Origin of the sequence: Cellulomonas soli, from assembly GCF_013409305.1 — a bacterium.
In the GTDB taxonomy this organism is placed as follows: domain Bacteria; phylum Actinomycetota; class Actinomycetes; order Actinomycetales; family Cellulomonadaceae; genus Cellulomonas; species Cellulomonas soli.
In genome coordinates this window covers 817,530-843,598 of the sequence record NZ_JACBZJ010000001.1, presented here as the reverse complement: position 1 = coordinate 843,598, position 26,069 = coordinate 817,530, and the positions used below count along the sequence as shown (strand labels likewise).

The following is a 26,069-nucleotide window of genomic DNA, read 5'->3' as shown; positions in this document are numbered from 1 at the left end:
CGTCGGTTCGTTCGTCCTGCGTCGGGCGGGCTGCCGGTCACCAGGTGTCGTCGGGTTCGTCCACGTCCGCGAGCGCCGGCAGCTGATCCCTGGACCCGGCGCGTGCACCGGCGCTCAGCGGGACGGCCACCTGGGCGTCGTCCTCGTCGAAGGCCGGGGCGATGAGCCCGCCGCTGGTTCGACGCCGCTTCTCCGAAGCCTTCCCGCTCGTGCCACCGCCGGGCATCATGCCGGAGGAGCTGCCCCCGCGGGCCGTTCCGGCGGTGCCGGTGGACGTCGTGGCGGAGGAGGATCCCGCGGTCAGGGACGAGCCCGACGTGCCGCGCAGCGTGCTCGCTGCAGAGCCGGCCGTGCTGCCCGAGCCGCCGAGGACACCCGACCGACTGCTGCCCAACCCCGCGGCTGTGCCGCTCGGGAGGCTGCCGAAGGAGCCGGACGACGCGGCTCGGGCCAGTCCCGAGGTGCCCAATGCGGCACCGCCGACGGCCAAGCCGCCGGCCAGCGCGCCGCCGGCCGCCCCACCGAACCCCGAGGTCGCACCGAGCCCCGACCCGCTCGACGTCGACCATCCGGTGCTGCCGACCCCGCCGCTCGAGAGTCCGCCCGGCACGGTCCCGCCGGACAGGTGCCCGTCCGCCCAGGTGCCGCCGGTGGACGACGTCGTCCCGCCGGCGGCCGGCGTCACCCCGACGAGGGGTGACGGGCCCGATCCGCTCGTGACCCCGGTGGTCGGCGTCGTGATGGAGTTGGTGGGGGCATCGGTCCACGTGATGTGGTTGCCAGCGGTGGAGCCGTTCCCCGCCGTCCCGGATGAGCTCGATGCGCCCGCGCGGGTGGATTGGTCGGTTCCCGTAGGCGGAAGGGCCTCCCGGCTGGAGTCGTCAGACGACCTCGTGCCCGAACCCGCCACGAGCGCTGCATCCAGTTCCATTTGAAGAACGCTCAGTGCCTCGCCGGCTGCCTGCTCCCTGCCGTTCTCGCGCTCGTTGGACCAGAGTTGTGCGGCGACGGCCGCGGCGACGGCTCCCACCCCAGGCACGACGACTGCTCCGCCGGCGGTGAGCGCGGCCTTCTGCCAGACCGACAGCTCCCCGTCGGGCAGCTCGGCGTAGGCCGCCTGAGCCTTCTCGATCGCAGTGGTCGCAGCCTGGGCGGATGCCGACAGCGCGTCGAAGCGGTCGGCGACGGACAGGAACTGGGTGGTCAGGACCGAGATCTTGTCGGAGGCGGCATCTCCGGTGCTGCCGGTGATGCCCAGGTCGCCAACGATCGCGCGCAGGCCGTCGGCATACATCGTCGACGCCGAGCTCATCGCTGCGACCTGGCTCGCGTCCTGGCCCAGCGCTGCCAGGTCCGCGTCGAGCGTGCGGCCGAGGTCGTCTGCTTTGTCACCCATGGTGGCCTCCGGGTGGGGTGGTGGGGTTGGTGGTGCCGCGGCGGGTGAGCAGCACGATGGTGGTGATGCCAGCGGCGGCCAGGAGGGTCGCGGTGATGGCTGCGGGGAGGACCCAGCCGGGTAGGCCGGTGGTGTTGCTGGTGGGTGCGGCGGGGTCGTCGGTGCCCGGGTCGTCGGTGGTGCTGGTGGTGGGTGTTGTTTGTGTGGTGGCGTTGGCGATGTCTTGGGGGGAGGGGATGGCGTCGGTGGTGATGTAGGGGTTGGTGTCCGGGTAGCTGGTGGGGTCGTCGGCGACCAGGGTGTCGAGGTTGATGAGGCCGTCGGTTCCGGTGGTGTGGGCCAGGGTCTGCAGGATCTGGTTGCTGGTCGCGTCGGGGTGTGCCGACCACGCCAGTGCCAGGGCCGCCGACGTGAACGCCGTCGCACTCGACGAACCGTCCGTGAGCGCGTACGAGGTCCAGTCGTTCGCAGAGTCCGGCTTTCTGATGCGATCGCCGGGGGCGAGGACGTCGACGAAGTCGCCGGTCTCCACGAGGTCGGAGAGGACCCCGCCGGGGCCGTAGGACTCGACACCGACGACGCCGTTGTAGCTCACCGGGTAGGCCGAGATCGCCGAACTGCCTTCGTGGGGTGAGGAGGCCACCAAGATCACGCCGCGGCTCAGTGCATAGGCGACGTCCTCGGCGCTGACCGACATCTCCGTGCCCGTGTCGTGGAACGACATGTTGACGATGTCGGCGCCATCGGCGATTGCCTCGCGCAAGGCCTTGCCGGCCGTGTTCGGGGTGCCGCAGTCGGAGATCGTCACGGCGTAGGCGAGTAGCGATGCGTCCGGAGCGACCCCGCGTGTCCCGGCGGTGCCGTTCGATCCGACTCCGGTGCCGGCGATAAGGGCGGCCAAGCCAGTCGCGTGCAGGGCGCTGTCGTCCGTGGCGGTTGCCGGCAGCGCTGCCTGGCTGGCAGCGTCGACGCAGTAGGAGGGTTCGTGGACCGTGAGGTCGGTGCCCTGCAGGTCGGGCACGTCCGGGTTGATCGGGGTGTCGATGATGGCGATGGTGATGCCTTCGCCGGTGGTGTGCTGCTGGATGTCGGCCATGCCGGTCTGGGTGTAGTACCAGAGGCCGCCGTCGCTCGGGTCGTCGGCGGCGAGGGCGGATGCGGAGCACAGGGTCGCGGCCACGAGGAGGGCGCCGGCAGCGCCGGCGGTGCCGTGCGCTCGTCGGATCGCGGGTCCTCGGGTGCGGCCGAGGTCGTCTGCTTTGTCACCCATGGTGGCCTCCGGGTGGGGTGGTGGGGTTGGTGGTGCCGCGGCGGGTGAGCAGCACGATGGTGGTGATGCCGGCGGCGGCCAGGAGGGTCGCGGTGATGGCTGCGGGGAGGACCCAGCCGGGTAGGCCGGTGGTGTTGCTGGTGGGTGTGGCGGGGTCGTCGGTGCCCGGGTTGTCGGTGGTGCTGGTGGTAGGTGTTGTTTGTGTGGTGGCGTTGGCGATGTCTTGGGGGGAGGGGATGGCGTCGGTGGTGATGTAGGGGTTGGTGTCCGGGTAGCTGGTGGGGTCGTCGGCGACCAGGGTGTTGAGGTTGATGAGGCCGTCGGTTCCGGTGGTGTGGGCCAGGGTCTGCAGGATCTGGTTGCTGGTCGCGTCGGGGTGTGCCGACCACGCCAGTGCCAGGGCCGCGGACGTGAACGCCGTCGCACTCGACGAACCGTCCGTGAGCGCGTACGAGGTCCAGTCGCTGACGGAGTCCGGAGCAAGCATGTCGTCGCCTGGGGCGATGACATCGACGAAGTCAGCTGCCACGACGGAGTCGGAGAGGGATCCACCTGGGCCGTAGGAATCGACGCCCACGACGCCGTTGTAGCCGATCGGATATGCGCTGAGGCTGGCGCCGCCGTCATGGGGTGAGGACGCCACGAGGATCACACCGCGGCTGACCGCGTAGATGACGTCCTCCGCGTCGAGCGAGTTGAATGCTCCTTCGGACGTGAATGACATGTTGACGATGTCTGCGCCATCGTCGACCGCTTGCCGAAGTGCGCGTCCCGTCGAACCGGGTGCCCCGCATTCCAGTGAGACCGCGAAGTACGTGAGCACCGAGGAAGCCGGTGCTACTCCTCGGACGCCCGAGACACCGCCCGCGCCGACCCCGGTACCGACGATCAGCGCCGCCATTCCGGTGGCGTGGAACGCGCTGTCATCCGTGGCGGTAGCGGGCAGCGGCGTCTGGTTCGCGGGGTCGACGCAGTAGGCGGGTTCGTGGACCGTGAGGTTGGTTCCCTGGAGGTCGGGCACGTCGGGGTTGATGGCCGAGTCGATGATGGCGATGGTGATGCCTTCGCCGGTGGTGTGCTGCTGGATGTCGGCCAGGCCGGTCTGGGTGTAGTACCAGAGGCCGCCGTCGCTCGGGTCGTCGGCGGCGAGGGCGGATGCGGAGCACAGGGTCGCGGCCACGAGGAGGGCGCCGGCAGCGCCGGCGGTGCCGTGCGCTCGTCGGATCGCGGGTCCTCGGGTGCGGCCGAGGTCGTCTGCTTTGTCACCCATGGTGGCCTCCGGGTGGGGTGGTGGGGTTGGTGGTGCCGCGGCGGGTGAGCAGCACGATGGTGGTGATGCCGGCGGCGGCCAGGAGGGTCGCGGTGATGGCTGCGGGGAGGACCCAGCCGGGTAGGCCGGTGGTGTTGCTGGTGGGTGTGGCGGGGTCGTCGGTGCCCGGGTTGTCGGTGGTGCTGGTGGTGGGTGTTGTTTGTGTGGTGGCGTTGGCGATGTCTTGGGGGGAGGGGATGGCGTCGGTGGTGATGTAGGGGTTGGTGTCCGGGTAGCTGGTGGGGTCGTCGGCGACCAGGGTGTTGAGGTTGATGAGGCCGTCGGTTCCGGTGGTGTGGGCCAGGGTCTGCAGGATCTGGTTGCTGGTCGCGTCGGGGTGTGCCGACCACGCCAGTGCCAGGGCCGCGGACGTGAACGCCGTCGCACTCGACGAACCGCTGCTCAGTACATAGGTCGCCCACGCGGTCCGGGGGTCCTGTGCCAGGACGTTGTCGCCGGGGGCGAGGACGTCGACGAAGTCGCCGGTCTCCACGAGGTCGGAGAGGACCCCGCCGGGGCCGTAGGACTCGACACCGACGACGCCGTTGTAGCTCACGGGGTAGGCAGAGATCACCGAACTGCCTTCGTGGGGCGAGGAGGCCACCAAGATCACGCCGCGGCTCAGTGCGTAGGTGACATCCTCGGGGGCGACGGAGCCCGTCACGCCGGTGTCATGGAATGACATGTTGACGATGTCGGCACCGTCATCAACCGCCTGCCGAAGTGCTTCGCCGGCCGAGTTGCTGGTTCCGCAGTCCGAAGAGGTCGCCGAGTAGGCGATGACCGAGGCGCCCGGAGCGATGCCGCGCACTCCACCGGATCCGTTCACTCCGACTCCGGTGCCCACGATCAGTGCGGACATGCTGGTGTTGTGCCGGGCGGACTCGTCTGTCGCCGTCGCTGGAAGCGGTGCCTGGTTCGCGGGGTCGACGCAGTAGGAGGGTTCGTGGACCGTGAGGTTGGTTCCCTGGAGGTCGGGCACGTCGGGGTTGATGGCCGAGTCCAGGATGGCGATGGTGATGCCTTCGCCGGTGGTGTGCTGCTGGATGTCGGCCAGGCCGGTCTGGGTGTAGTACCAGAGGCCGCCGTCGCTCGGGTCGTCGGCGGCGAGGGCGGGCGCCGCGCCGATGGTCGCGGCGAGCGTGAGTGCCGCGCAGGCGAAGGTCGGACGGAGCAGGGTGGTGCGGAGATGCGGTCTCACTGGTAGCGCCACGCCCCGGAGAGACGTTCCTCGACCCGCTGGTCCTGCGCGGTCAGCCGTGCCGCGCTGGCGCGCAGCTCGGTCGCGTAGGTGTTGAGCGTCTTCGTGAGGGTGCCGAGGTCCAGGCGGAGCTTCTCGAGCTCGTCGGACAGGGACTCGACGTAGGCGGTCACGGGGCTCGCGGCGGACCACTGCGCGGACGTCTGCCGGTCGATCAGCTCGGCGAGCCCGCCCTCGACCTGCGCGACGTAGTCGGAGAGCTGCACCAGACGGGCGACTCGCGCGTTGACGACCTCTTGGTCGACCTGGAACTCGGCCACGTGTTCACTTCCAAGGCTCGGCGCCCGTGCTGGGCGTGGTGTGACGGGTGCGGCTGTCGCACCCGCAGGTGCGCGCCCCGCCCTCGCGGTCGGTCGGTGACCGGGGCGGGGCGGGGCGCGGGGTGGTTCACCAGCGGGCGGCGTTGGCCTTCTCGGTGGACTGGTAGTCCTCACCGGAGGACTGCACCGCGCGACCGATGTCGGAGAGCAGACCCTTCATGTCGCTCAGCGCCGCGGTCCACTTGGCCTTCGCCGCCTCGTAGGAGGAGGCAGCCTCACCCGACCAGTTCGCCCGCAACGGCGCCAACGACTGGTCCAGGTCACCCAGACGCGCCTCGATCTGGTTGGCACCACCAGCGATGTCCGAGGCAGCCGTGGCCAGCCCGGAGAAGTTGACCTTCAGATCACCCATCGTCATCTCTCCCTTGCTCAACCCAGCCGACCGGACAACCGCGAGAACGACGAGGACTGCGTGTCATCAGCAGCCGTGTACGTCGACTGCGAGGACAGCAGGTTCGCCTCGAACTCGTTGAGCGCCGCCACGATCTTCGAGGCGTCCTCACGCCAGCGCGTCATCAACGAGGTGAACGCGACCGCGCCCTGCCCCTGCCACTGCGCACCCAGACCCGACAGCTTGCCCTCCAACGAGGCCAGCTCACGCTGCAGGTCCGCACGACCCGCAGACACCGCATCCGCACCCGCCTTCAGCGCACCATCCGCCGCAGAAACCTCACCAGCCACGTCCACCTCCGAGACACCCGACCCGGGTACCTCCCAGGCGCTCAGCAGGCTAGCGGACCTTGTCACAGCCGACGACGGCCGATCGGATGCCTGTGGATGACTGAACGGGTGAGACATTCCAGCTGGTGCGACGTGGGTCCGGGCCGTGGCGGCGCCTGGCTATGCTGACCGGCGACCTGCCCCGCGGATCGACCGAAGGACGCCCGAAGACCCGATGAGCGCACCCACCGCGTCGTCGACGCCTGCCGGGACGCTCGTCCGGGTCACCGTGGCCGCCGGTGACCGACGAGCCGACCTGGGTATCCCGGGTCAGGTGTCCGTCGCCGAGGTGGTCCCCGGCCTCGCCCGCACGCTGGGCGTGCTCGACGTGCTCACCGCGCACGGCGGCTACTGGCTGGTCCGCACCGACGGCACCGCGCTCGACCCGGCCCGCTCGCTGCTCGCCGAGGGCGTCGTCGACGGCGACGTCCTGACCCTCGAGGTCGGGGCCGAACGCCCCGAGCCGCGCGTGTACGACGACGTCGTGGAGGCGGTCGCGGACGCGGTGGAGGGTCTCTACCAGCCGTGGTCGCCCCGGGACAGCGCACTCACGGCGGCGTGGGCGGCCGGGGCGCTGCTGCTCGCGGTCGCGGCGCTGCTGCTCGGCGGCGACCCCTCCTCGCCGGTCCCGCCCCTGGTCGCCGGCCTGAGCGCGGTCCTCGTCCTGGTCACCGGTGCGGTCGTCGCACGGGTCGGGGCCGTCCCCGAGGCGGCCCGGGTCCTGGTGCTGCTGGCCTCGGTGCTCGGCGGCGTCGCGGGTCTGACCGCCTCGTCGCAGCCGCCGTCCTGGGGCTGGCCCGCGGCCGGAGCCGGCATCGGCCTGCTGCTCACGGGCCTGCTCGGGGCCCTGGCCATGGCCGACCGGCGAGAGCTCGCTGCGGCGCCGAGCGCCGCGGGTCTGGCGATCGCGGTGAGCGGGTCCACGGTCGCGCTGACGGGGTCGGAGCCCTCGCACGTCCTCGCGGTCGTCGTCGCCGTGGTGGTCGCGGCCGGGATCGGCGTGCCGTGGCTCGCGCTCACCAGCACCCCGCTGCGTGTGGTTCCCGTGCGCAGCGACGCCGACGTGTTCGCCGACGTCTCTCCCGTCGACCCCGGGACGGTCCGCCGCGACCTCGCCCGTGGGCACCGCGTCCAGGTGGCGCTGCGCGTGGCCGTCGGGTTGGTCGCCCTCGTCGCCGCCTCGCAGGTCGTGGCCTCCGGGGTCGCCGGGACGCTGCTCCTGGTGGCCACGTTCGCCGGGATGCTGCTGAGCACACGCCAGACCTACTCGCGCGCCGAGGTGCTCGTGGTCGTCACGCTCGCCCTGCTCGGGCTCACCGCGACGGCGCTGCTGACCGCCGTGCACCACCCGGAGTGGCGGGCGGCGCTCGTGGGCGTGGCCGGGTTCGCCGCTGCGGTCGTCGTCGGGCTGGGCCTCGTCGCACCGCGTCACCGCGTGGGCCTCGCCCGCGCGGGCGACGCCCTCGAGCTGCTGCTCCTCGCCGCGCTGCTCCCGCTCGGGCTGGCCGCCGCGGGTCTGGTCTGAGGCCGGACGGGCGATGGCATCCAAGCGGGACCTCGTCGAGGCGCAGCAGTTCAGCCGTCGACGGCTGCTGACGGCCTTCCAGTCTGGTGCGCCGGGCGGTCAGGAGCTCGAGCCTGCCTCGCCGATGCGCGGGGTCGTCGCCGGTGTGGCGCTCGCCGTGCTGCTGGTCGTCGGCAGCCTGGCGTTCGGGCTGCTCAGCCCCACGCTGGCCGACGGGTGGGACGAGGCCTCGCTCGTCGTCGTCTCCGACGAGGGGACCCGCTACGTGGCGGTGGACGGCACCCTCTACCCGGTGCTCAACACCACGAGCGCCCGGCTCGTGCTCGACTCCGGTGCGTTCGACATCGTCGAGGTCGACGCGCAGGACATCGCCGACTCGCCCCGCGGACCGGCCCTCGGCATCGAGGGTGCGCCCGACGCACCGCCGGCGTCCGACTCGCTCATCGTCAGCGGCTGGCGCTCGTGCGTCGCGGACGACGGGACGGTTCGCACCTCGATCGGGCTCACCACGAACGCGGCCGGGTCGACGGGCACCGCGGTCGTGGTGCAGTCGGGGGACGAGCACTACCTGGTCGACGGCGGGCTGCGCTATCGCATCCCGGCACCCGACCTCGCCGCGGTGCAGCGGGCGCTCGACCTGGAGCAGGCCGAGGTCGTCACGGTCCCGGCCGCGTGGTTGATGCTGCTGCCGGCGGGCACGGACCTGGCGCCGCTCGTCGTCGAGGACGCGGGCGAGCCCGTGCCGTCGACCTCCACGCTGCCCGGCGGAGCCAGCATCGGGTCGCTCGTGGCCGTCACGGACGCGACGGGGGTGCGCAGCTACGTCGTGGACCCGTCCGGCGACCTCGCGCCGCTCAGCGACCTGGCCGTCCTGCTCTACGGGCTCGGGTCGGGCGCCGGTGCCGGCGATCCGCTGCAGGTCACGGCCGCGCAGGTCGCCTCCGTGCCCACCGCCGACGTCGCCGTGGCCCCGGCGGACTGGCCCACCGAGGTCCCGGAGCCGTTGCCCGCCGGCCAGGTGCCGTGCGTGGACCTGGTGGACGGGACCGCCGTCTCCTCCGGCGCGGCCGCGACCGAGGACGCCGCGGTCGCCGTGCGGCCGGGTGCCGGGGCGCTCGTGCGGGCGGCGTCGGAGGCGGGCTCGCTCGGCGAGGTCGTGCTGATCGACGAGAGCGGGACGGCCTTCCCGCTGCCGACGGCGGACGCGGACGTGCTGGGCCGCCTCGGATACACCGCGGACCAGGTCGTCGACGTCCCGCCCGCCTGGGTGGCGCTGCTCCCGACCGGGCCGGCACTGACCGTCGAGGCCGCCTCGACGCCGTGGACCGCGCAGGGCGGGACTGACTCGTGAGCACGCCCGTCCCGCGGCCGGGCCGACGGGCCGGGGTCGCGCTGCTCGTCGGCGCGCTGGCCGTGCTGTCGGGGCCGACGCTCGGCGCAGCGCCGGCCTCCGCGTCGGGTGGGACGACAGGTGCGGCCACCGGTGCGACCACCGCGGCCACGGCAGCCGCGACGTCGGACACCGCGACCGCGGAGTGCACCGTCGACGAGGCGCAGTACTCGACGGTCGCGCCCACCGCCCTCGCGCTCCTCTCGGCCGACACCGCGTGGCGCTGGGCGACCGGCGCGGGCGTGGTGGTCGCCGTCGTCGACTCCGGCGTCGACTCCAGCAACGCGCACCTGACGGGCTCCGTCGTCGCCGGGATCGACCTCGTGGCACCGGGCACGACGGACGGGACCGGGCGCACCGACGTGAGCGGGCACGGGACGGCCGTCGCCGGGCTGATCGCCGCTCGACAGGTCGACGGCTCGGCACTGGTCGGGCTCGCCCCCGGCGCGACGATCCTGCCCGTGCGGGTCTTCGTCGCCGAGGACGACGCAGCCCGGGCGGCCGGTACCGCACCCGACCCCGCCCGGATCGCCGCGGGGATCGAGTGGGCGGTCGCCGCCGGCGCGACCATCATCAACGTCTCGATGAGCACGACGATCGACGACCCTCGCCTGCGTGCGGCGGTCAGCGCCGCGGCCGCGGCCGGTGCACTCGTGGTGGCCAGTGCCGGCAACCGCACGACCAGCGACGACACGACCGACGGCCCCCGCTACCCGGCGGCCTACCCGGAAGCGCTCGCGGTCACCGCCGTGGACGCCGCGGGTGCGGCCACGGACGACGCGATCCACGGCGAGCACGTCGACATCGCGGCGCCGGGAACCGACGTCCTGACGACCTACCACGGTGCGGGCGACTGCCTGCTCGACGGGACCGAGGTCTCGACGTCGTTCGCCACGGGCTACGTGAGCGCGGCCGCGGCGCTCGTCGCCGAGCGGTACCCGCAGGAGACGCCGGAGCAGTGGCGGTTCCGCCTGATGTCGTCGGCGTCGCGGGTCGCACCGGACACCCGTGACGACCTCGTGGGCTGGGGTGTGGTCCGACCCGAGATGGCGCTCGCGCTCGTGGACGACGGGACGCTGCCCGGCCCGGTGAGCCCTGTGCACCCCCGTCCGACGGTCTCCCCTGAGGCAGGTGCCCTGGTCGACGGGTCGGTCGTCCCGTCGCCGTTGGCGGCCGTGCGGGCACCCGCAGCGGCCTGGGGCGCCGGGGCCGCTGCCGCCGTGGTGCTCGCGCTGCTCGGCTCGCGGCTGGTGGGTCGGACCCGCAGGCGACGCGGCGCCCGCTCGGCGCCCGCCCGCTGATCGGCTCGACGCGCCGGGCGCCAGGAGGGTCACGGAGCGGACGAGGCGGACCGCGTCGAGGTGGGATCGATATGCTGGCCCGCACCCAGCTCCACCCGTCCCCGTCGATCCCGACTGGAGCACCATGACCGCCGCACCCGTCCCGCCTTCCGGGGTGGGAGTGCCGCACGTGCGCGTGCGGTGCGGTGCGGCCACGGCGACGGCCCTGCGCGAGACCAACGAGGACTCCTACTTCGCCGCCGACGGGCTGTACGTCGTGGCGGACGGCATGGGCGGGCACGAGGCCGGTGAGGTCGCGAGCAGGACGGCCGTCGACGTGCTCTCGGCTTCGCTGGTCGGCCGGACGCCGCACCTCGCGGACGTCGTCGCGGTCGTGCGCGAGGCGAACGCCCGGGTCCGTGACCTGGCGACGGGGTGGCACCGACCTCCGGGCACGACCGTGACCGGTGTCGTCCTGACCGTGTGGCAGCGCATGCCCTGCTGGATCGTGCTGAACGTCGGTGACTCGCGCACGTACCGGATGATCGGCGGTGTCCTCGAGCAGGTCACCCAGGACCACTCCGAGGTGGCCGAGCTCGTGGCCAGCGGGGCGGTCGCGCCCGAGCAGGCGCTGCGGCACCCGCGGCGGAACATCGTCACCCGGGTCCTGGGCGGTGTCGACGACGAGGTGGAGCCGGACGTCCTGCTGTTCCCGGTGAGCTCGGGCGACCGCATGGTGGTGTGCTCCGACGGGCTGAGCGACGTGCTGACGGAGGCCCGGATCGAGGCCGAGCTGCGTCTCGAGGCCGACCCTCAACGAGCGGCCGATCGTCTGGTGGCCGCCGTGCTCGCGGCCGGCGGCTCCGACAACGTGACGGTGCTCGTGGTCGACGCGGCGATCGACCCCCTGCTCGTCGCCTGACGGTCGGCACCCGCGGTCCACGGTGTCCGCATCCTGACTCCCGGGTGAGGGCCGCCTCAGCCTGCGCCCTATGCTGGAACGCTGGACCTGTCACCGCCCGGAAGGCACCGCGCCCGTGAGCACCCCCACCCTTCGCGTCGCCGTCGTCGGCGCCGGCCCGGCCGGCATCTACGCGGCCGACATCCTGTCCAAGACCGACCTGGACGTGAGCATCGACCTGTTCGAGCGGCTGCCCGCACCGTTCGGCCTGGTGCGCTACGGCGTGGCGCCGGACCACCCGCGGATCAAGCAGATCATCGTGGCGCTGCACAAGGTCCTCGAGCGCGGTGACATCCGGCTGCTGGCGAACGTCGACTACGGCACGGACCTCAAGCTGGACGACCTGCGCCAGTTCTACGACGCGGTGATCTTCTCCACCGGCTCGTTCCGTGACGCGGGCCTGCCGATCCCGGGGATCGACCTGGACGGCTCCTACGGGGCGGCGGACTTCGTGTCCTGGTACGACGGTCACCCGGACGTGCCGCGCACGTGGCCGCTGCACGCGCAGCAGGTCGCGGTGCTCGGCGCCGGCAACGTGGCGCTCGACGTGGCCCGCATCCTGGCCAAGCACGCCGACGACCTGCTGCCCACCGAGATCCCGGGGAACGTCTACGAGATCCTCAAGGCCAGCCCGGTCACCGACGTGCACGTGTTCGCCCGTCGCGGCCCGGCTCAGGTGAAGTTCTCCCCGCTGGAGCTGCGCGAGCTGGGCCACGTGCCGGACGTCGACGTGATCGTGTACCCCGAGGACTTCGAGTTCGACGAGGGCTCGATGGCGCAGATCCACTCCTCGAACCAGACCAAGCAGGTCGTCAAGACCCTCACGGACTGGACGCTCAAGGAGCCCGAGGAGCTGACCGCGAGCCGGCGGATCCACCTGCACTTCCTGCACAAGCCCGTCGAGGTGCTCGGCGAGGACGGCAAGGTCGTCGGCCTGCGCACCGAGCGCACCGCGCTCAACGGCGACGGCAACGTCACGGGCACCGGGCAGACGCAGGACTGGCCCGTGCAGGCCCTGTACCGGGCGGTCGGGTACTTCGGCTCGCCGCTGGTCGACATCCCGTTCGACGACGTCGCCGGTGTCATCCCGAACCACGAGGGCCGGGTCGTCGACGTGGACGGCGAGCCGATCCCCGGCGTGTACGCCACGGGGTGGATCAAGCGTGGTCCGGTGGGCCTGATCGGGCACACCAAGTCCGACGCGTCCGAGACCATCCGGCACCTGGGTGAGGACGTCGCGGCCGGCGGCGAGGCGTTCTACTCGGCGACCGACCGTGACCCGCAGGCCGTGCTCGACTTCCTGACCCAGCGCGGTGTCGACGTGATCGACTGGTCCGGCTGGGAGCTGCTGGACGCGCACGAGCGTTCGCTCGGCGAGCCGCACGGGCGTGAGCGCATCAAGGTCGTGCCCCGCGAGGAGATGACGGCGGTCGCGCTGGGTCGTCTGCAGGGCTGAGCCGCTCGCACCTGGACGAGGGCCGCCGGACCGCACGGTCCTGGCGGCCCTTCGTCGTCCGGAGACCCGGCGCCCGGGGTCAGCCGGAGACGCGGCGCAGGAACTCCTGGGTGCGGCCCCGGCGGGGGGCGCCGAGCACCTGCTCCGGCGTGCCGCGCTCGTGCACGCGCCCGGCGTGCAGGAACACGACCTCGTCGGCGACCTCGCGGGCGAACGCCATCTCGTGCGTCGCGACCACCATGGTCAGACCCGTCTGCTTGAGCTCGGTGAGCAGCTCGAGCACCTCGCCGACCAGCTCGGGGTCGAGCGCGCTGGTGACCTCGTCGAGCAGCATGACCGCCGGCTTGCCGACCAGCGCCCGGGCGATGGCCACGCGCTGCTGCTGCCCGCCGGACAGCTCGTCGGGGAACGCGCGCGCCTTGTCCGCCAGGCCGATGCGCGCGAGCACGGCCAGCGCCTCCTCCTCGGCCTGCGCGCGCGGAACCTTGTGCACGAGCCGGGGCGCGAGCGTGACGTTGTCGAGCACGCGCAGGTGCGGGAACAGGTTGTACGCCTGGAACACCATGCCGATGCGCGCGCGGACCGCGTCGGCGTCGAGCCGGGGGTCCGTGATGTCCTGGCCCTCGAGCTCGATGACGCCGTCGTCGACGTCCTCGAGCAGGTCGATGCAGCGCAGCAGGGTCGACTTGCCCGAGCCGGACGCGCCGATGAGCACGACGACCTGGTGCGCGGTGACCTCGAGCGAGAGGTCGTCGAGCACGACGTGCTCGCCGAAGGCCTTGCGGACGTTCCGCACCGCGAGCACCGGCGTGCCGGGGCTCGGCGCCTGGTCGGCGCCGCCGGGCGGCGGGGGGAGCGGCCGGCCGGGCGGAGGGTTGCGCAGACGACCGGGGCTCATCGCATGGCCCCCGCCCCGGCGAGCGCGCCCTGCGAGCCGAGCCACCCCGAGCGTCGGGCCAGGGCGTCGGTGAACCGCGTCAGCGGGATCGTGAGGATGACGAACAGCACCCCCGCGACCACGTACGGCGTGAAGTTCGCGTACGTCGCGGTCTGGATCTGCGCGGCGCGGACCGCGTCGACCGCGCCGAGGATCGAGATGAGCCCGGAGTCCTTGGACAGGGCCACCAGGTCGTTCAGCAGCGGCGGCACGACCCGTCGGACGGCCTGGGGGAGCACGACGTGCCGCATGGCCTGCCCGCGGCTGAGCCCGAGCGAGCGGGCCGCGGCGACCTGCGAGGGGTGCACCGACTCGATGCCCGCGCGGAACACCTCGGCGACGTACGCGGAGTACGTGAGCACCAGCGCGAGCGCACCGAGCACCACGGCGTCGGTCGGCACGCCCTGCAACCGCAGGCCCGGCAGGCCGAAGCCGACGAGCAGCAGCACGAGGATCAGCGGCAGACCACGGAACACGTCGACGTACGCCGTCGCGGCGGCCCGGACCGGGAAGAACGCGGGTCCGCGCAACGTGCGCGCGAGGGCCAGCAGCAGGGCCAGGACCACGATGAGCACCGCGCACACGACCATGACGCGCACGTTGAGCCACAGCCCCTCGAGCACCGCCGGGAACGACGCCTTGGCCACCTCGGGGTCGAAGAACGACGCCTTGACCCGCGGCCAGCCGGGGGAGGACACCAGGCCGAGGACGGCGACGGCCGTGAGCGCGACCGTGGAGGCCAGGGCGACCCCCGTCGACCGACGCGCGCGACCCCGCCGGAAGGCGTCACGTTCCAGCTGACGCTCCGACGGGGTCCACGCGCGGGGCATGTCCCCGGGGCTGTCGTTCACTGCGGTCGGTGAGCTCCTCGGATCACTTCAGGACGGGTGCGCCGGCGGCGTCGGTCAGCCACTGCGACTCGAGGTCGGCGAGCGTGCCGTCCGCACGCAGGGCGTCGACGGCGGCGGTGACCGCGTCGGTCAGCGCGGAGTCCTTGTCGAGCACGAGACCGAACTCGTCGCCGCCCGCGCTGTCGGGCAGCTGGCCGAGCAGCAGCCCGCCGTCGAGCTCGGCCGCCGTGATGTACAGCGCGGTCGGCAGGTCCACGACGATCGCGTCGACGAGCCCGGAGGTGAGGGCCTGCTTGACCAGGTCGTTGTCGTTGAAGACCTGCACGTCGGTGGTCGGCGCGATGACCTCCTGCGCGGCGGTCAGGCTCGTGGTGCCGACCATGGCGCCGATGCGCAGACCCTGCAGGTCGGCGATGCTCGTCGCGTCGGCCGCGGCCGAGCCCTCGACCGTCACCACGGCCTGCGAGGTCGTGTAGTACGGGCTGGAGAAGTCCAGGTTCGCCTTGCGCTCGTCGCTGATCGAGACCTGGTTGATCGCGAAGTCGAACGACTTGGTGCCCGGGGCGATGATCTGGTCGAACGTCACCGGGACCCACTCGACGTGGTCGGCGTCGAAGCCGAGCTGGTCCGCGACGGCGTACGCCACGGCCGACTCGAAGCCCTCGCCGCTCGTCGGGTCGTTGTCGAGCACCCACGGGGAGTAGGCCGGGTCGGACGTCCCGACCGTCAGCACGCCGTCGGTCACGGTCGCCAGGCTCCCGTCGCTCGCCGTGGCGTCCGGGCTCGAGGCCTCGTCGACCGGGGCACAGCCCGCGAGCGCCAGGGCGGCGAGAGCGGCCAGGGCTGTCCAGCGGGGTGCGCGCATGGGTGTCTCCATCGGGTGCGGGGGGTCGACAGGGTTCGGGAGAGAGGGTCGAGCGGCCCTGCGCGGCCGTGCGGCTCGCTGCAGGTCGGCCCAGGATACGAGGGCCGGGACCTGGCAGGACACGTCCGTCCGCGCACCGAGAGGACCGCACGTCTGCGGGCCGTGCGCACCGGTGGCCGGGAACCTGCCCGCGCCCGGGAGCGTTCTGCAGGTGCGAGCGGTCCGCTGCCACGAGGCGCGGGCCGGGAGGGAGACGGACGACGATGGGTCGCCAGCACTTCAACGGCCTGAAGACGGCCGGGCTGTTCGGTGCGATGTGGGCGGTGCTGCTCGGCATCGGCTGGCTCCTGGGCGGGGGCACGCCGCAGTACCTGCTGATCTTCGCGGGCATCGGTCTGCTGACGACCGCGTACAGCTACTGGAACTCCGACAAGATCGCCATCCGCGCGATGCGTGCCCGGCCCGTCTCGGAGATCGAGCAGCCGGTGATGTACCGGATCGTGCGCGAGCTGTCGACGTCGGCCCGCCAGCCCATGCCCCGGCTGTACGTGTCGCCGACCGCGGCCCCGAACGCCTTCGCCACCGGCCGCAACCCGCAGAACGCCGCGGTGTGCTGCACCGAGGGGATCCTGGCGATCCTCGACGAGCGTGAGCTGCGCGGCGTGCTCGGGCACGAGCTCATGCACGTGTACAACCGCGACATCCTCACCTCCTCGGTCGCCGCCGCGGTCGCGGGGGTGATCACCTCGCTCGCGCAGTTCGCCCTGTTCTTCGGCGGAGGCAGCGACCGCGACCGGGGCGGCAACCCGATCGCCGGCCTGCTGCTGGCGCTGCTGGCACCGCTGGCCGCGACGACGATCCAGCTGGCGATCAGCCGCACGCGGGAGTTCGACGCGGACGAGGACGGCTCCCGGCTCACCGGTGACCCTCTCGCGCTGGCCTCCGCGCTGCGCAAGCTCGAGCGGGGCACCGCGGCACGTCCGCTGCCTCAGGACCGCGACCTGGTCGACGTCTCGCACCTGATGATCGCCAACCCGTTCCGGGGTGCCGGGATGGGTCGGCTCTTCGCGACGCACCCGCCGATGGCCGAGCGGATCGCCCGTCTCGAGGGCATGGCCGGCAACGGCGCAGGGGGTATCACCTACCGCTGAGCGCGGGTGGCCGGGCTCACGTCCGATTCACCCGTCCCGGCGGGTCGCGACGGCGGCTCCGGGACCGACGATGGGCGCTGAACAGGCAGTTCGGCACATCGCAGGACGGAGCGGGCACCGGTGGACCCCACACGCGAGCTGGTCGACGCCTTCGACGGCGTAGCTGACGGTGTGGTCGACGGTGTGGTCGACGGCCGGGTCGATGGCGCTGTCGGTGGTGACCTGTCCGCGCATGCCCGGCTGCACCGGGGTGTCCAGCTGCTGCTGCGTGGCGAGCTCGTCCGTGCGGTCGAGGATCTGCGGGCCGCGGCGCGCGTCGCCCGACTCTCCGGGGTCGAGCCCGTGCTCCGTGCCGCCTGCGGCCATCTCGCGCTCGCGCACGCGCTGCAGGGCGACCTGGTCGTCGCGCAGCACTGGCTCGACCAGCTCGACGGTGCGACACCTGCGGAGGGTCTCGAGGAGGTGTCGGGAACCGGCGCAGTCGTCGCGCGGGCGCTCGTCGCCCTCGGCAGGCTCGACCTCGAGGCCGCCGGCACGGCCCTGTCCGGGCTGGCATGGATCGGGGACCCGGTCCTGCGGGACGAGCTGTGGGGGTTCGTCGCGTACGCGCGCTGCGAGCTCGCGGTCCTGCGCGGAGACCGCACCGCGGCGCTGCACGCGCTCGACGCGGCGGTGGCCGCGCACGCCTCGACGTGCCGGCCCGGCGCGTTCGTCCCGGACCTGCTCCTGGGTGCCCGCGTCGACCTGCTCGCGGCGCTGGGGGACGGGAACCGGGCGCGCGCGGTGCTCGACGAGCAGCAGGGGCTGTCCCTCCTGCTGCGGGTACGGCGCGCCCGTGTGGACCTGCTCATCGGTGACGTCGTGGCTGCCCGCACGCATGCCGTCCGGGTGGGGGCGGTGTCCACGAGCACCCGGCACCGCGTGCAGGCGCTGCTCGTCGAGGCGGTCGCCGAGCAGCGGCTCGGGCAGGGCACGGACGCAGCGGTCGCGGCCACGCGGGCGGCGGAGCTTGCGCACGCCCAAGGGCTCCTGCAGCCCTTCGCCCACGTGCCGCTGGCCGAGCTGCGGCACGTCGCGGCCGGGGCACCTGTTCCTGGCGGGCCCACGTGGCACGCCGTCGGGCTGCTGCGGGAGGTGCTCGAGGAGCCGGTCCTCGGCGTCGTCGGCGAGGCGATGCCGACGACCCTGACGGTCGTCGAGCTCACCGAGCGGGAGCGGGCGGTGCTGGGCGAGCTGGCCTCGACGCCGTCGCTCGACGTGGTCGCGGCGCGCCTGTTCGTGTCGCCGAACACCGTCAAGACGCAGGTGCGCTCGCTCTACCGCAAGCTCGGCGTGCACAACCGCGACGACGCGGTCGTGGCCGCCTACCGGAGCGGTCTGCTCCGCGACTGAGCACCCCTGTCCGGGGCAGTGGCCCGGGGCGCCGCCGCGGTGCCCGGAGACCCGCTCGCGGGCGGCGAATGCGACGAACCAGGGCGAACGTCCTGGATGAATGTCCAGTTCACCCCGCGAATCACCTCGGTCTCACCCTGTCCGGCTGTGGGCGGGCTGGGTGACTTGTGCACGACCTCCCCGCTCGCCCGTTCTCGGGTGGCGTGACCGTTCCTGCAGCAGGGATCACCGCGTGCCTCGTCCGGCCTCCTCCTCGCCCCGTCGTGCCCGTCGCCCGCGCGCGCGGCTGACGGCGACGATCGCCTCGCTCGCCCTCGCGGCGACCTCGGTGCTCGCCGGGGCGGTCCCTGCCCTCGCCGCGGACGGCGACCCGGGCTGGAGCGACATGCACCTGACGAAGACCGCCTCGTCGGCGGTCGTGGATGCCGACGAGACGTTCTCGTTCCTGCTGTCCTTCGACTGCTTCTCCAACGTCGACAGCTGCCAGGACGCGGTCCTGACCGACACGCTGCCGGCCGGGCTCGAGCTCGTCTCCGTCGACCCGCTCTCGGCGAGCATCCCGGCGACGGTGCAGACGAGCGGGCGCACCGTCACGGTGACGTTCACCAAGGCGCTCGGCGACCCGCACCCGGTCGGTGCCGTCGGCCTGGCCGAGGGGTCCACGGGCTCGTTGCGCGTGTACGCGACCTTCGCCGACCGGGACGCGGCGGACGGCGACCTCACCGTGACGAACACCGCCACGATGACGGCGAGCAACCGGGCCACCGTCACCAGCTCGGCGGACGTGACCCTGCAGGTCGTCCCCACGCCGCTGGCCACCGCGGCCAAGACCTGGGCGGCGGCCGTCGGTGGACCCGGCCCGGCGCCGGTCGACGAGCTCGTGCAGCCCGGGGCAGCCAAGCGTGTGACGCTCACCGGCGGCAACGCGGCCAACTTCTCGGCCTCGTCCCTCACGCTGCGCGAACCGGCCGCCCCCACGACCGTCCCGACCGGCAGCGCGTTCGACCTGCTCGACCTGGCGACGCTCACCGGTGCGGACGTCACCTGGCCCGACGGGTCGAGCGACCTGCACCTGACGGCCCACGCCGGCGGCACCCCGTACGACCTGGGCACCGTCGCACGCGGCGCGGTGAGCGCCGGGACCGACCTGCTGGCCGGCCTGCCCGGCGGCGTGGACGCGGCCGACGTCACCGGGCTGGAGATCGAGTTCCTCGGGGCGATGCCCACCGGGGCGTCCGGTGCCGTCACGCTCGGCACCGTGCAGCGTGGCACCGCCCGCTCGGGCGGCGCGGTCGAGGGCACGGTCACCAACACGCTGGCCGTCGTCGCCGCCGGCCAGGTCGACGGGACGACCTACACCTCACCGGCAGCGACCGCCTCGGCCTCGTTCGTCCTCGTGCCCGCGCACCTGGCGGCCACGGCCACCAAGTCGACGTTCAGCCCCGCGACCCTGCCGCTGGCCGGCGGCACGTCGACGGTGACCGTGACGGGCACGAACACCTCGAACGTGCCCGCCGCGACGCTGACGCTCGTCGACCCGGCCACCGGCTCCTCCGGCATGTTCGTCGCCGACGGCGTCCAGCTCGCCGGTCTCGGCACGGACGAGGCCGGGTCCGGCGTCGTGTGGCCGAGCGGGGCGACGGCCGCGACGGTCCTCGTCACCACGGCAGGCGGCCCGGCGTCCGCGACCACGGCCGTGGCCGGCACGCTGCCGTCGGCGGCCGACCTCGGGCTGACCGCCTGGAGCGAGGTCACCGGGCTGCAGATCTCCTTCGACGGCGCGATCGCCGTCGGGGCCGTCGCCCGTGTCCCGTACCGCGTCGTCGCGGGGCCGACCGCGCACGTCACCGACGGCACCCACCCCGCCCCCGTGAACTGCGTGGCCGCCACCACGTCCGCCGCGGGCACCACGTCCGCCCCGAGCACCCCCGCGTGCTCGACCGTCACGCTCGTCGCCCCGACGCTCGCCGTCACCGCATCGAAGCGGCTGACGTCCTCCACGATCTCGACCGCCCCCGGCACCACGACGACCGCGGTGCTCGCGGCCACGGCCCGGGTCGGTGGCGCGAGCGGTGCGAACGCCCGTCCGACGACGCTCGTCCTGACCGAGCAGCGCCTGGCCGATGCCACGTCGCAGGCGTGGTGGGACACCTTCGAGCCGACCGCGCTGGTGGCCACCCCGGTCGCCGCAGGCGACACGCTCACCGTCCAGGTGCTCGCCGACGGCTCCTGGCAGACCGTGCGCACCCAGGCCGGGCCGGCCACGGTCGGGTTCGCGCTCGCCGACGCGCTGACCGACGCAGCCGTCACCGGGACAGTCACGGGCGTGCGGGTGCTGGTCGACCGCCCGGGCGGGTTCACCGACGGCGCCACGGTGCGCGCCCACGTGACGTTCGCCGTGCGGGCGGCTGCCGCGTTCGCCGGCGGGACGACCCTGACCAACTGCGCGGTGGCCACGGCGGAGCTCGCCGGGCACCCGTCCGCCTCGGGCACGTCCGCCGCGGCCTGCGACGACGTCACGGGTCTCGCCGCCGGCCCGGGCGGCGCCGCCCCGCTGACCAAGGACGCCGACCGTCTGGTCACCGAGGGTGCCACGGGCTCCGCCGGTCAGCTCACGTTGGGCCTGGCGTGGAGCACCAACGGTGCGGACGACCTCGCCCGGGTCGACGTGAGCGACCTCGCGCACGCCGACGGCACCGGGGTCGACGGCACGGACGCCTTCTTCGACGCCTTCGACCTCGAGCGCGTCCTGCCGATCACGTCGGGCCAGGCGGCGTCCGGCAGCGCCGCCTGGGACCCGTACCTCGTCTTCGACCGGGTCGTCGGCGTCGAGCTGTGGGACGGCACGCAGTGGCGAGCCCTCGCCAACAGCCCGTGCACCCTGGTCGCACCGTGCGCGGGCGCGTTCCCCGGCGTGACGCTCACCGCCCAGGACCGCGACGACGCGTGGGCGGTCCGTCTCGTCTACGCCCCGCGGCCGGCCGGTGAGCGCGCCGCGGTGCTCGACGCCCTGGTGGCCGCAGGGGACTGGCGTGCCGCGCTCGCGCCGACCGGTCCCGGTGTGGCCGCGACGCCCGCGGGCGACACCGCCCGGGGGATCCGGCTGCAGGTGCAGCTGCGTGACGTGCTGCGCTCGGACGCCGACCTGCCGGTCAACGACGCGCGCACCTACAACGCGTGCGGCACGGGCGCGAGCACGACGCCGCCGCTCGACGGGTGCGTCGGCCAGGTCGTCAACGACGGCCTCGTCCGTGGCGGCGCCGACGCGGCGTCGATGAACCCGCTCGGTGCCGGCACCGCGGGCAACCCGGCCGCCGAGCGCACCGTGACGATCCTGCCGATGGCCCTGGCGGTGACCGCCACCAAGTCGTGGCTGCGTGCCGACGCCTACGGCCAGTCGCCCCACGACCTCGCGCTGCCGACCGCCGGGACGCCCGAGGACGACTACCCGCACGCGACGGCGAGCCTCACCGCAACGAACGCGACCCCCGACGCCGCCGTGGACACCCTCGTCCTGACCGAGCCCTCGGCCCTCGGCGCCTCCGGCACGAACCCGTTCGACACGTTCACGATCACCGCGCTGAGCACGACGGCCCCCACGGGCGCGGACCCGGCACGCACGGTCGTCCGGCTCGACACGGGCAGCGGTCTGGTCGACGTCGGCTGGGCCGGCCTGACCGGTGCGCAGCGGACCGCGCTGCTCGCGGACGCCGTGCAGGTGCAGGTCGAGTTCGTCGGACGGATCGCGCCCGGTGCGACCGGTCGGCTGACCCTCGACACGCGTCTGCGGCCGACCGTGCGTGGCACGGGTGACCCCGTGACGGTCACCGCCGCTGGGTCGCCGGTGAGCAACGAGGCGCTCGCCACCGCGACCGACACCCGCGTGTGCGAGGACTCGACCGCGACCGGCTCACGGATGGAGGACGTCGACCCGTGCGTGCCCCAGCCGGCCACCGCCACCGCGACCGACTTCCTGACGGTGAGCGCGCCGTCCCTGGACGTGCTGGTGACCAAGGACATCTCCCGGGCGACCGTCGACCGTGACATCGCGGCCGACCAGCCGTTCGACGTGCGCCTGAGCGTGCAGAACGTGGGCAACTCCCCGGCGACCGCGATCACGCTGACCGACGCGGCCGTGATGCCGGCGGCCGACGCCGTGACGGGCGCCCAGCCGGCCGAGCACGCGTCCGCCGCGTTCTACGACGCGACCGACCTCACGGGCGCGACGATCACGCAGCTGCCCACCGGTGCCACCCAGGTCCGGCTCGACGTGCTGACGGGGGCCACGTTCACAGCCTCGGGCACGGACCTGACGGTCACGGGCGGGACCTGGACGACGGGCATCCCGACCGCCGCGGCGACCGGCGCGCTCCCGCTGCCCGCCGGGACCGCGTGGGCCGACGTCGTCGGCGTGCGCGTGGTGTTCCTCGGCGACGAGCTGGCCACGCCCGGGCAGGTCGCGCGCGTGACGCTGGCCGCGGTGCTGCGCGACACGTTGCGTTCGGGCGGCGCGCCGTCCGCGACGGGTGGCACGCCCTCGACGATGGACGACACCGTCGCCAACCCGGGCGCGAGCGCGGTCGGTCTGGTCTCGGACACGGTCACCGGGCGGGCCGACGGCGACGGGCTGCCCTCGGCGGTCCGCACGGCCTCCGACACGCTCGTGGTGCGCGCCGGCACGGTCGCGGTCCAGGTGACGAAGACCCCGACCGGGCAGGTGCTGCCCGGCGCGACCGTGTCCTTCACGCTCGGTGCGACGCACACGGGCACGGCCGACCTGGTCGATCCCGTCCTGATGGACGTGCTCCCCGTCGACGGCTCGGGTCAGGTGCTGCGTCTGGACACGACCGAGACCGGCCTGGTCGCCGGGACCGGTGGCTCGCCGTGGTCGGTGCAGCTGACCGGCGGCGGCGCGGACCTGCTGGGTGCGCCGCAGGCGCTGCGCTACAACGACTCGGCCGCCCCGACCATGATCGACGGGGTGCTCGTGCCCGCGCACGCGGTGATGGTGCGCTGGGAGCCGGGCGCGGTGCTGCTGCCGGGGCAGAGCGTCCGGGTGACCCTGCCGCTCGTCGTGCGCTCGAGCGCGCTGGGTGCGACGAGCAACACCGTGGCGTTCGGCTCGGCGTCCTCGACGCGTGCCGTTCTCGACGCGACGTGCTCCAGCGCGGGGACCGGCACGCGCGGCTACGACACCGCGGACGCCACCTGCCGACTGACGGTCCCCCTCACCGTCGCGAGCTCGGGGGCGTTCACGTCCCGCAAGGACGTGCGTGCCTGGCCCGTGGACCTGGGTGCGAGCGACACGCGTGCCGGGCACGCGGGGTCCACCTGCGCGGCCGACGCCGACGGCTACGTGGCCTATCCGTGCGCGGCCACCGTCCAGCCCGGCGGTCTGATGCGCTGGAGGACCGCGGTGACGTCGGGCAACGTGCCGGGCACGTCGCTGGTGCTGGTCGACGTGCTGCCCGCGCGCGGCGACGTCGGCGAGGTGACCGGCCTGGACCGGTACACCGACTGGCGTCCGACGTGGGACGGGACGACGCCGGTGCTCGACGCCGCGCCGACCGGCACCGCCCTGACCGTCCTGTACACGACCGTGGCTGATCCGGCCGTGAGCTACCCCTCGGGTCCGGACGCCACCTGGTCCGCCGCCCCGCCGCTCGACCCGACGACGGTCACCGGCTTCGCCTACCTGCTGGACTTCTCGGGTACCGCCGACGGCACGTTCCCCGCGGGTCAGACCGTGCGGGTCGCGTGGACGATGCAGGCCCCGCACGACCTGCACGCGGACGACTGGCAGGGCCTGCTCGCGTGGAACACGTTCGGCTTCCGGGGCACGTCGGACGCGACGTACACCTCGCAGCCGCGCAAGGCGGGCGTGCAGCTCGCCGAGGGCGTGGTGGGCGTGCGCAAGGTCGTCCAGGACGACACCGCCTACGCGGTCGGCGCGGGGTCGGTGGACCTGCAGGTCGCCTGCACGGTGCCGACCGATCCGACCGATCCCGCCGGGCCGCGCACGACCGTGACGCTGCCCGACGCCGGTCGGGTGACCCTGACGGACGCGGGCGGGTGGACCGGTCAGGTCGCGCACGTGCCCGCGGGCGCGACCTGTGTGGTGACCGAGCCCGACCCGCAGGGTGCGAGCAGCACGACCTTCGACCCGGCCGGCCCGGTCGCGGGCGAGTCCGCCCCGGTCGAGGTCCTCGCGGGGGAGTCGGCGGCGGACAACCAGGTCACCGTGACCAACGTGTACGAGTCGACGGACCTGACGGTGAGCAAGGCGGCCGGCGGGGCGACCGGCGGCCTGGCCGCGGCGCAGTTCTCGATGGAGCTCGGCTGCACGCTCGACGGGCTCGACCTGGCGCTCGCGCCCGAGGACTCGGCGTTCACCCTGGCCGACGGCGAGAGCCGCACCGTGACGGGCCTGCCGGTCGGCGCGGACTGCCGGGTCACCGAGACCGCGGCGCGCGGCGCCACGATCGGGTACCGGGTCGACGGGGTCGTGCAGAACGGCCACGGCGACCTCGCGCTCGCGGCCGGGGACAACCTGGTCGTGGTCGAGAACGCGTTCTCGGTGCTCGAGCTGACCAAGGACGCCGACGCGAGCGACGTGCAGGGCGGCGACACGGTCGACTACACGCTGGTCGTGCAGAACACGGGACCGGCGGCGACGTCGGACGTGCGGCTCGTCGACCCGGTGCCCGCCGAGCTCGAGGTCACGGGCGTGGACGCACCGGCCCCGTGGTCGTGCACGGTCGACCTGACGGACCCGACCAACCCGACGGTCGGCGAGACGGTGTCGTGCGCGTACCCGTCCGGCGCCTTGCTCGCGGCGGGCACGACCGCACCGACGGTGACCGTGCACGCACGGGTGCCCGACGGCATCGCGGTGGACCAGGTCGTCAACACCGCCACGGTCCGCTGGACCGACACGGGCTCACCGGACCCGGTGCCGACCGAGCGGTCCGACACCGACGACGCGACCGTGCGGGTGCGCTGGGTCGAGGCGACGCTCACGTCCGTCTGCCGGGCCGATGCGCCGTGGCTCGACTACACGATCGACGCCCACGACGTCGACACCTCGACGCTGCCCGTGACGCTGACCTGGTACGCCGACGCCGACGGCGACCAGGTGCCCGACGGTCCCGCGGTGCACGTCGACACGATCCGGGCCGGCGGCGCCCTGACGGGCTCGGTCCTGTGGCCGGGGGCTCAGGTCGACGCCGCAGGCGTCGGCATCGCGTGGCCCGGCTGGCGCGAGGTCCGCGCGGGGGAGACCCCGACGTGGGAGGACCAGGTCCTCGATCCTTCGTTGCCGGAGGCGGCGCTGCGCGCCGGGGCGCTGGTCACCATCCGGGTGAACCCCACGCTCACGCTCGCACAGGCCTACCCGCCCGCCACGATCGACTGCGCGGTCGCCCGCACGCCGGACCTGGGCGTCGAGAAGTCGGCCTCGACGACCGTGGTCCGTCCGGGCGGACCCGTCGACTGGACCCTGACGGTCACGAACCACGGCTTCGGCGCCACGAACCGGGCCGTGCTGCGCGACGAGGTCCCTGCGGGCCTGCGGGTCGTCTCGGTGGAACCGGCGTCGACCCCGGGCAGCAGCGCGGTCGCATGGTCGTGCGTGGTCACCGGCCGCGCGGCGGACGGCAGCGGGGGTGTGGTCGAGTGCACGCTCGACGGCTGGCTCGGTCGGGCGGACACCGCCCCGGGCGTGGTCGTCAGCACCGTGGCGACCGCGCGCGGCACCGTGCGCAACGTCGCCGAGGTGCTGTGGTCCGACCCCGACGGCACGACGCGGACCGAACGGTCGGCGACCGGCTCGGCCACGGTCGTCGTCGAGGTGCTCGCCCTGACCGGACCCGAGCGGGTCGGTCTGCTCGCCGCGCTGGCGGTCGGGCTGGTCCTCACCGGTGCGCTGGCGCTGCGCGCGCGACGTCGGGCGGCACCGCTGAGGCACTGACGCACCACCGTCGACC

At 73.7% G+C, this 26,069-nt stretch carries 18 protein-coding genes; 8 read left to right on the top strand and 10 right to left on the bottom strand.

Features of this window, described 5'->3' with window-relative positions:
• Nucleotides 1-37: 37 nt before the first annotated feature.
• The 7 genes from BKA22_RS03785 to BKA22_RS03755 all read right to left on the bottom strand — a co-directional run bounded on the left by BKA22_RS03785 (nt 38) and on the right by BKA22_RS03755 (nt 6,237).
• The gene (locus tag BKA22_RS03785) at nt 38-1,396 is read right to left on the bottom strand and encodes a hypothetical protein (protein ID WP_179561630.1); all 1,359 of its coding nucleotides are present in this window, start codon (nt 1,394-1,396) and stop codon (nt 38-40) included.
• Nucleotides 1,389-2,666: a S8 family peptidase gene (locus BKA22_RS03780; protein ID WP_179561629.1), complete on the bottom strand. Its 1,278-nt coding sequence runs from the start codon at nt 2,664-2,666 to the stop codon at nt 1,389-1,391. The genes BKA22_RS03785 and BKA22_RS03780 overlap by 8 nt, the downstream gene beginning before the upstream one ends.
• Complete coding sequence (locus BKA22_RS03775; protein WP_179561628.1) at nt 2,659-3,846, bottom strand: S8 family serine peptidase; 1,188 nt, start codon at nt 3,844-3,846, stop codon at nt 2,659-2,661. Before BKA22_RS03775 ends, BKA22_RS03780 begins: the two co-directional genes overlap by 8 nt.
• 82 nt (nt 3,847-3,928) lie before the next feature.
• Nucleotides 3,929-5,176, bottom strand: a complete 1,248-nt coding sequence (locus tag BKA22_RS03770) for a S8 family peptidase (RefSeq protein ID WP_179561627.1) — start codon at nt 5,174-5,176, stop codon at nt 3,929-3,931.
• Nucleotides 5,173-5,496, bottom strand: a complete 324-nt coding sequence (locus BKA22_RS03765) for a hypothetical protein (RefSeq protein ID WP_146954901.1) — start codon at nt 5,494-5,496, stop codon at nt 5,173-5,175. Before BKA22_RS03765 ends, BKA22_RS03770 begins: the two co-directional genes overlap by 4 nt.
• Before the next feature lie 127 nt (nt 5,497-5,623).
• On the bottom strand, nt 5,624-5,908 hold the full coding sequence (locus BKA22_RS03760; RefSeq protein WP_146954898.1) for a WXG100 family type VII secretion target: 285 nt from the start codon (nt 5,906-5,908) through the stop codon (nt 5,624-5,626).
• Between the two features lie 17 nt (nt 5,909-5,925).
• Nucleotides 5,926-6,237, bottom strand: coding sequence for a WXG100 family type VII secretion target (locus tag BKA22_RS03755; protein WP_146954899.1), 312 nt, complete (start codon nt 6,235-6,237; stop codon nt 5,926-5,928).
• 214 nt (nt 6,238-6,451) lie between these two features.
• Here BKA22_RS03755 and eccD point away from each other — a divergent pair, with 214 nt between their 5' ends.
• From eccD to BKA22_RS03730, 5 genes are all read left to right on the top strand, one after another.
• Complete coding sequence (gene eccD, locus BKA22_RS03750; RefSeq protein ID WP_146951515.1) at nt 6,452-7,801, top strand: type VII secretion integral membrane protein EccD; 1,350 nt, start codon at nt 6,452-6,454, stop codon at nt 7,799-7,801.
• A 13-nt stretch (nt 7,802-7,814) separates the two neighbouring features.
• A complete protein-coding gene (gene eccB, locus BKA22_RS03745; protein WP_146951514.1) occupies nt 7,815-9,152 on the top strand; it encodes a type VII secretion protein EccB in 1,338 nt (445 codons plus the stop codon).
• On the top strand, nt 9,149-10,492 hold the full coding sequence (locus BKA22_RS03740) for a S8 family serine peptidase (protein WP_146951513.1): 1,344 nt from the start codon (nt 9,149-9,151) through the stop codon (nt 10,490-10,492). Before eccB ends, BKA22_RS03740 begins: the two co-directional genes overlap by 4 nt.
• Before the next feature lie 124 nt (nt 10,493-10,616).
• A complete protein-coding gene (locus tag BKA22_RS03735) occupies nt 10,617-11,393 on the top strand; it encodes a PP2C family protein-serine/threonine phosphatase (RefSeq protein ID WP_146951512.1) in 777 nt (258 codons plus the stop codon).
• Nucleotides 11,394-11,508: 115 nt separating this feature from the next.
• Nucleotides 11,509-12,888, top strand: a complete 1,380-nt coding sequence (locus BKA22_RS03730; RefSeq protein ID WP_146951511.1) for an FAD-dependent oxidoreductase — start codon at nt 11,509-11,511, stop codon at nt 12,886-12,888.
• 79 nt (nt 12,889-12,967) lie between these two features.
• On the opposite strand, the gene BKA22_RS03725 is transcribed toward BKA22_RS03730, so the two are convergent.
• The 3 genes from BKA22_RS03725 to BKA22_RS03715 are packed head-to-tail and all read right to left on the bottom strand — an operon-like array spanning nt 12,968 to nt 15,541.
• Nucleotides 12,968-13,786 carry an amino acid ABC transporter ATP-binding protein gene (locus tag BKA22_RS03725; protein ID WP_146951510.1) on the bottom strand — a complete coding sequence of 273 codons (819 nt, stop codon included), beginning with the start codon at nt 13,784-13,786 and terminating at the stop codon, nt 12,968-12,970.
• Nucleotides 13,783-14,655, bottom strand: a complete 873-nt coding sequence (locus BKA22_RS03720; RefSeq protein ID WP_146951562.1) for an amino acid ABC transporter permease — start codon at nt 14,653-14,655, stop codon at nt 13,783-13,785. Before BKA22_RS03720 ends, BKA22_RS03725 begins: the two co-directional genes overlap by 4 nt.
• A gap of 43 nt (nt 14,656-14,698) precedes the next feature.
• On the bottom strand, nt 14,699-15,541 hold the full coding sequence (locus BKA22_RS03715; protein ID WP_146951509.1) for an ABC transporter substrate-binding protein: 843 nt from the start codon (nt 15,539-15,541) through the stop codon (nt 14,699-14,701).
• 263 nt (nt 15,542-15,804) lie between these two features.
• Between BKA22_RS03715 and htpX the strand changes: the two genes are divergently transcribed.
• From htpX to BKA22_RS03700, 3 genes are all read left to right on the top strand, one after another.
• Nucleotides 15,805-16,692, top strand: coding sequence for a zinc metalloprotease HtpX (gene htpX, locus BKA22_RS03710; protein ID WP_146951508.1), 888 nt, complete (start codon nt 15,805-15,807; stop codon nt 16,690-16,692).
• Between the two features lie 120 nt (nt 16,693-16,812).
• Nucleotides 16,813-18,084 (top strand): LuxR family transcriptional regulator, encoded by a 1,272-nt coding sequence (locus tag BKA22_RS20255; RefSeq protein ID WP_146951507.1) that lies wholly within the window; start codon nt 16,813-16,815, stop codon nt 18,082-18,084.
• 232 nt (nt 18,085-18,316) lie between these two features.
• The gene (locus BKA22_RS03700; protein WP_179561626.1) at nt 18,317-26,053 is read left to right on the top strand and encodes a DUF5979 domain-containing protein; all 7,737 of its coding nucleotides are present in this window, start codon (nt 18,317-18,319) and stop codon (nt 26,051-26,053) included.
• Nucleotides 26,054-26,069: the final 16 nt, after the last annotated feature.

What these genes read in the sequence shown, in the direction of transcription:
- BKA22_RS03785 (WP_179561630.1), bottom strand. Translation starts at nt 1,396, where the DNA reads ATGGGTGACAAAGCAGACGACCTCGGCCGCACGCTCGACGCGGACCTG.
- eccB (WP_146951514.1), top strand. Translation starts at nt 7,815, where the DNA reads ATGGCATCCAAGCGGGACCTCGTCGAGGCGCAGCAGTTCAGCCGTCGA.
- htpX (WP_146951508.1), top strand. Translation starts at nt 15,805, where the DNA reads ATGGGTCGCCAGCACTTCAACGGCCTGAAGACGGCCGGGCTGTTCGGT.
- BKA22_RS03735 (WP_146951512.1), top strand. Translation starts at nt 10,617, where the DNA reads ATGACCGCCGCACCCGTCCCGCCTTCCGGGGTGGGAGTGCCGCACGTG.
- BKA22_RS03715 (WP_146951509.1), bottom strand. Translation starts at nt 15,541, where the DNA reads ATGCGCGCACCCCGCTGGACAGCCCTGGCCGCTCTCGCCGCCCTGGCG.
- BKA22_RS03780 (WP_179561629.1), bottom strand. Translation starts at nt 2,666, where the DNA reads ATGGGTGACAAAGCAGACGACCTCGGCCGCACCCGAGGACCCGCGATC.
- eccD (WP_146951515.1), top strand. Translation starts at nt 6,452, where the DNA reads ATGAGCGCACCCACCGCGTCGTCGACGCCTGCCGGGACGCTCGTCCGG.
- BKA22_RS03760 (WP_146954898.1), bottom strand. Translation starts at nt 5,908, where the DNA reads ATGGGTGATCTGAAGGTCAACTTCTCCGGGCTGGCCACGGCTGCCTCG.
- BKA22_RS03725 (WP_146951510.1), bottom strand. Translation starts at nt 13,786, where the DNA reads ATGAGCCCCGGTCGTCTGCGCAACCCTCCGCCCGGCCGGCCGCTCCCC.
- BKA22_RS03720 (WP_146951562.1), bottom strand. Translation starts at nt 14,655, where the DNA reads ATGCCCCGCGCGTGGACCCCGTCGGAGCGTCAGCTGGAACGTGACGCC.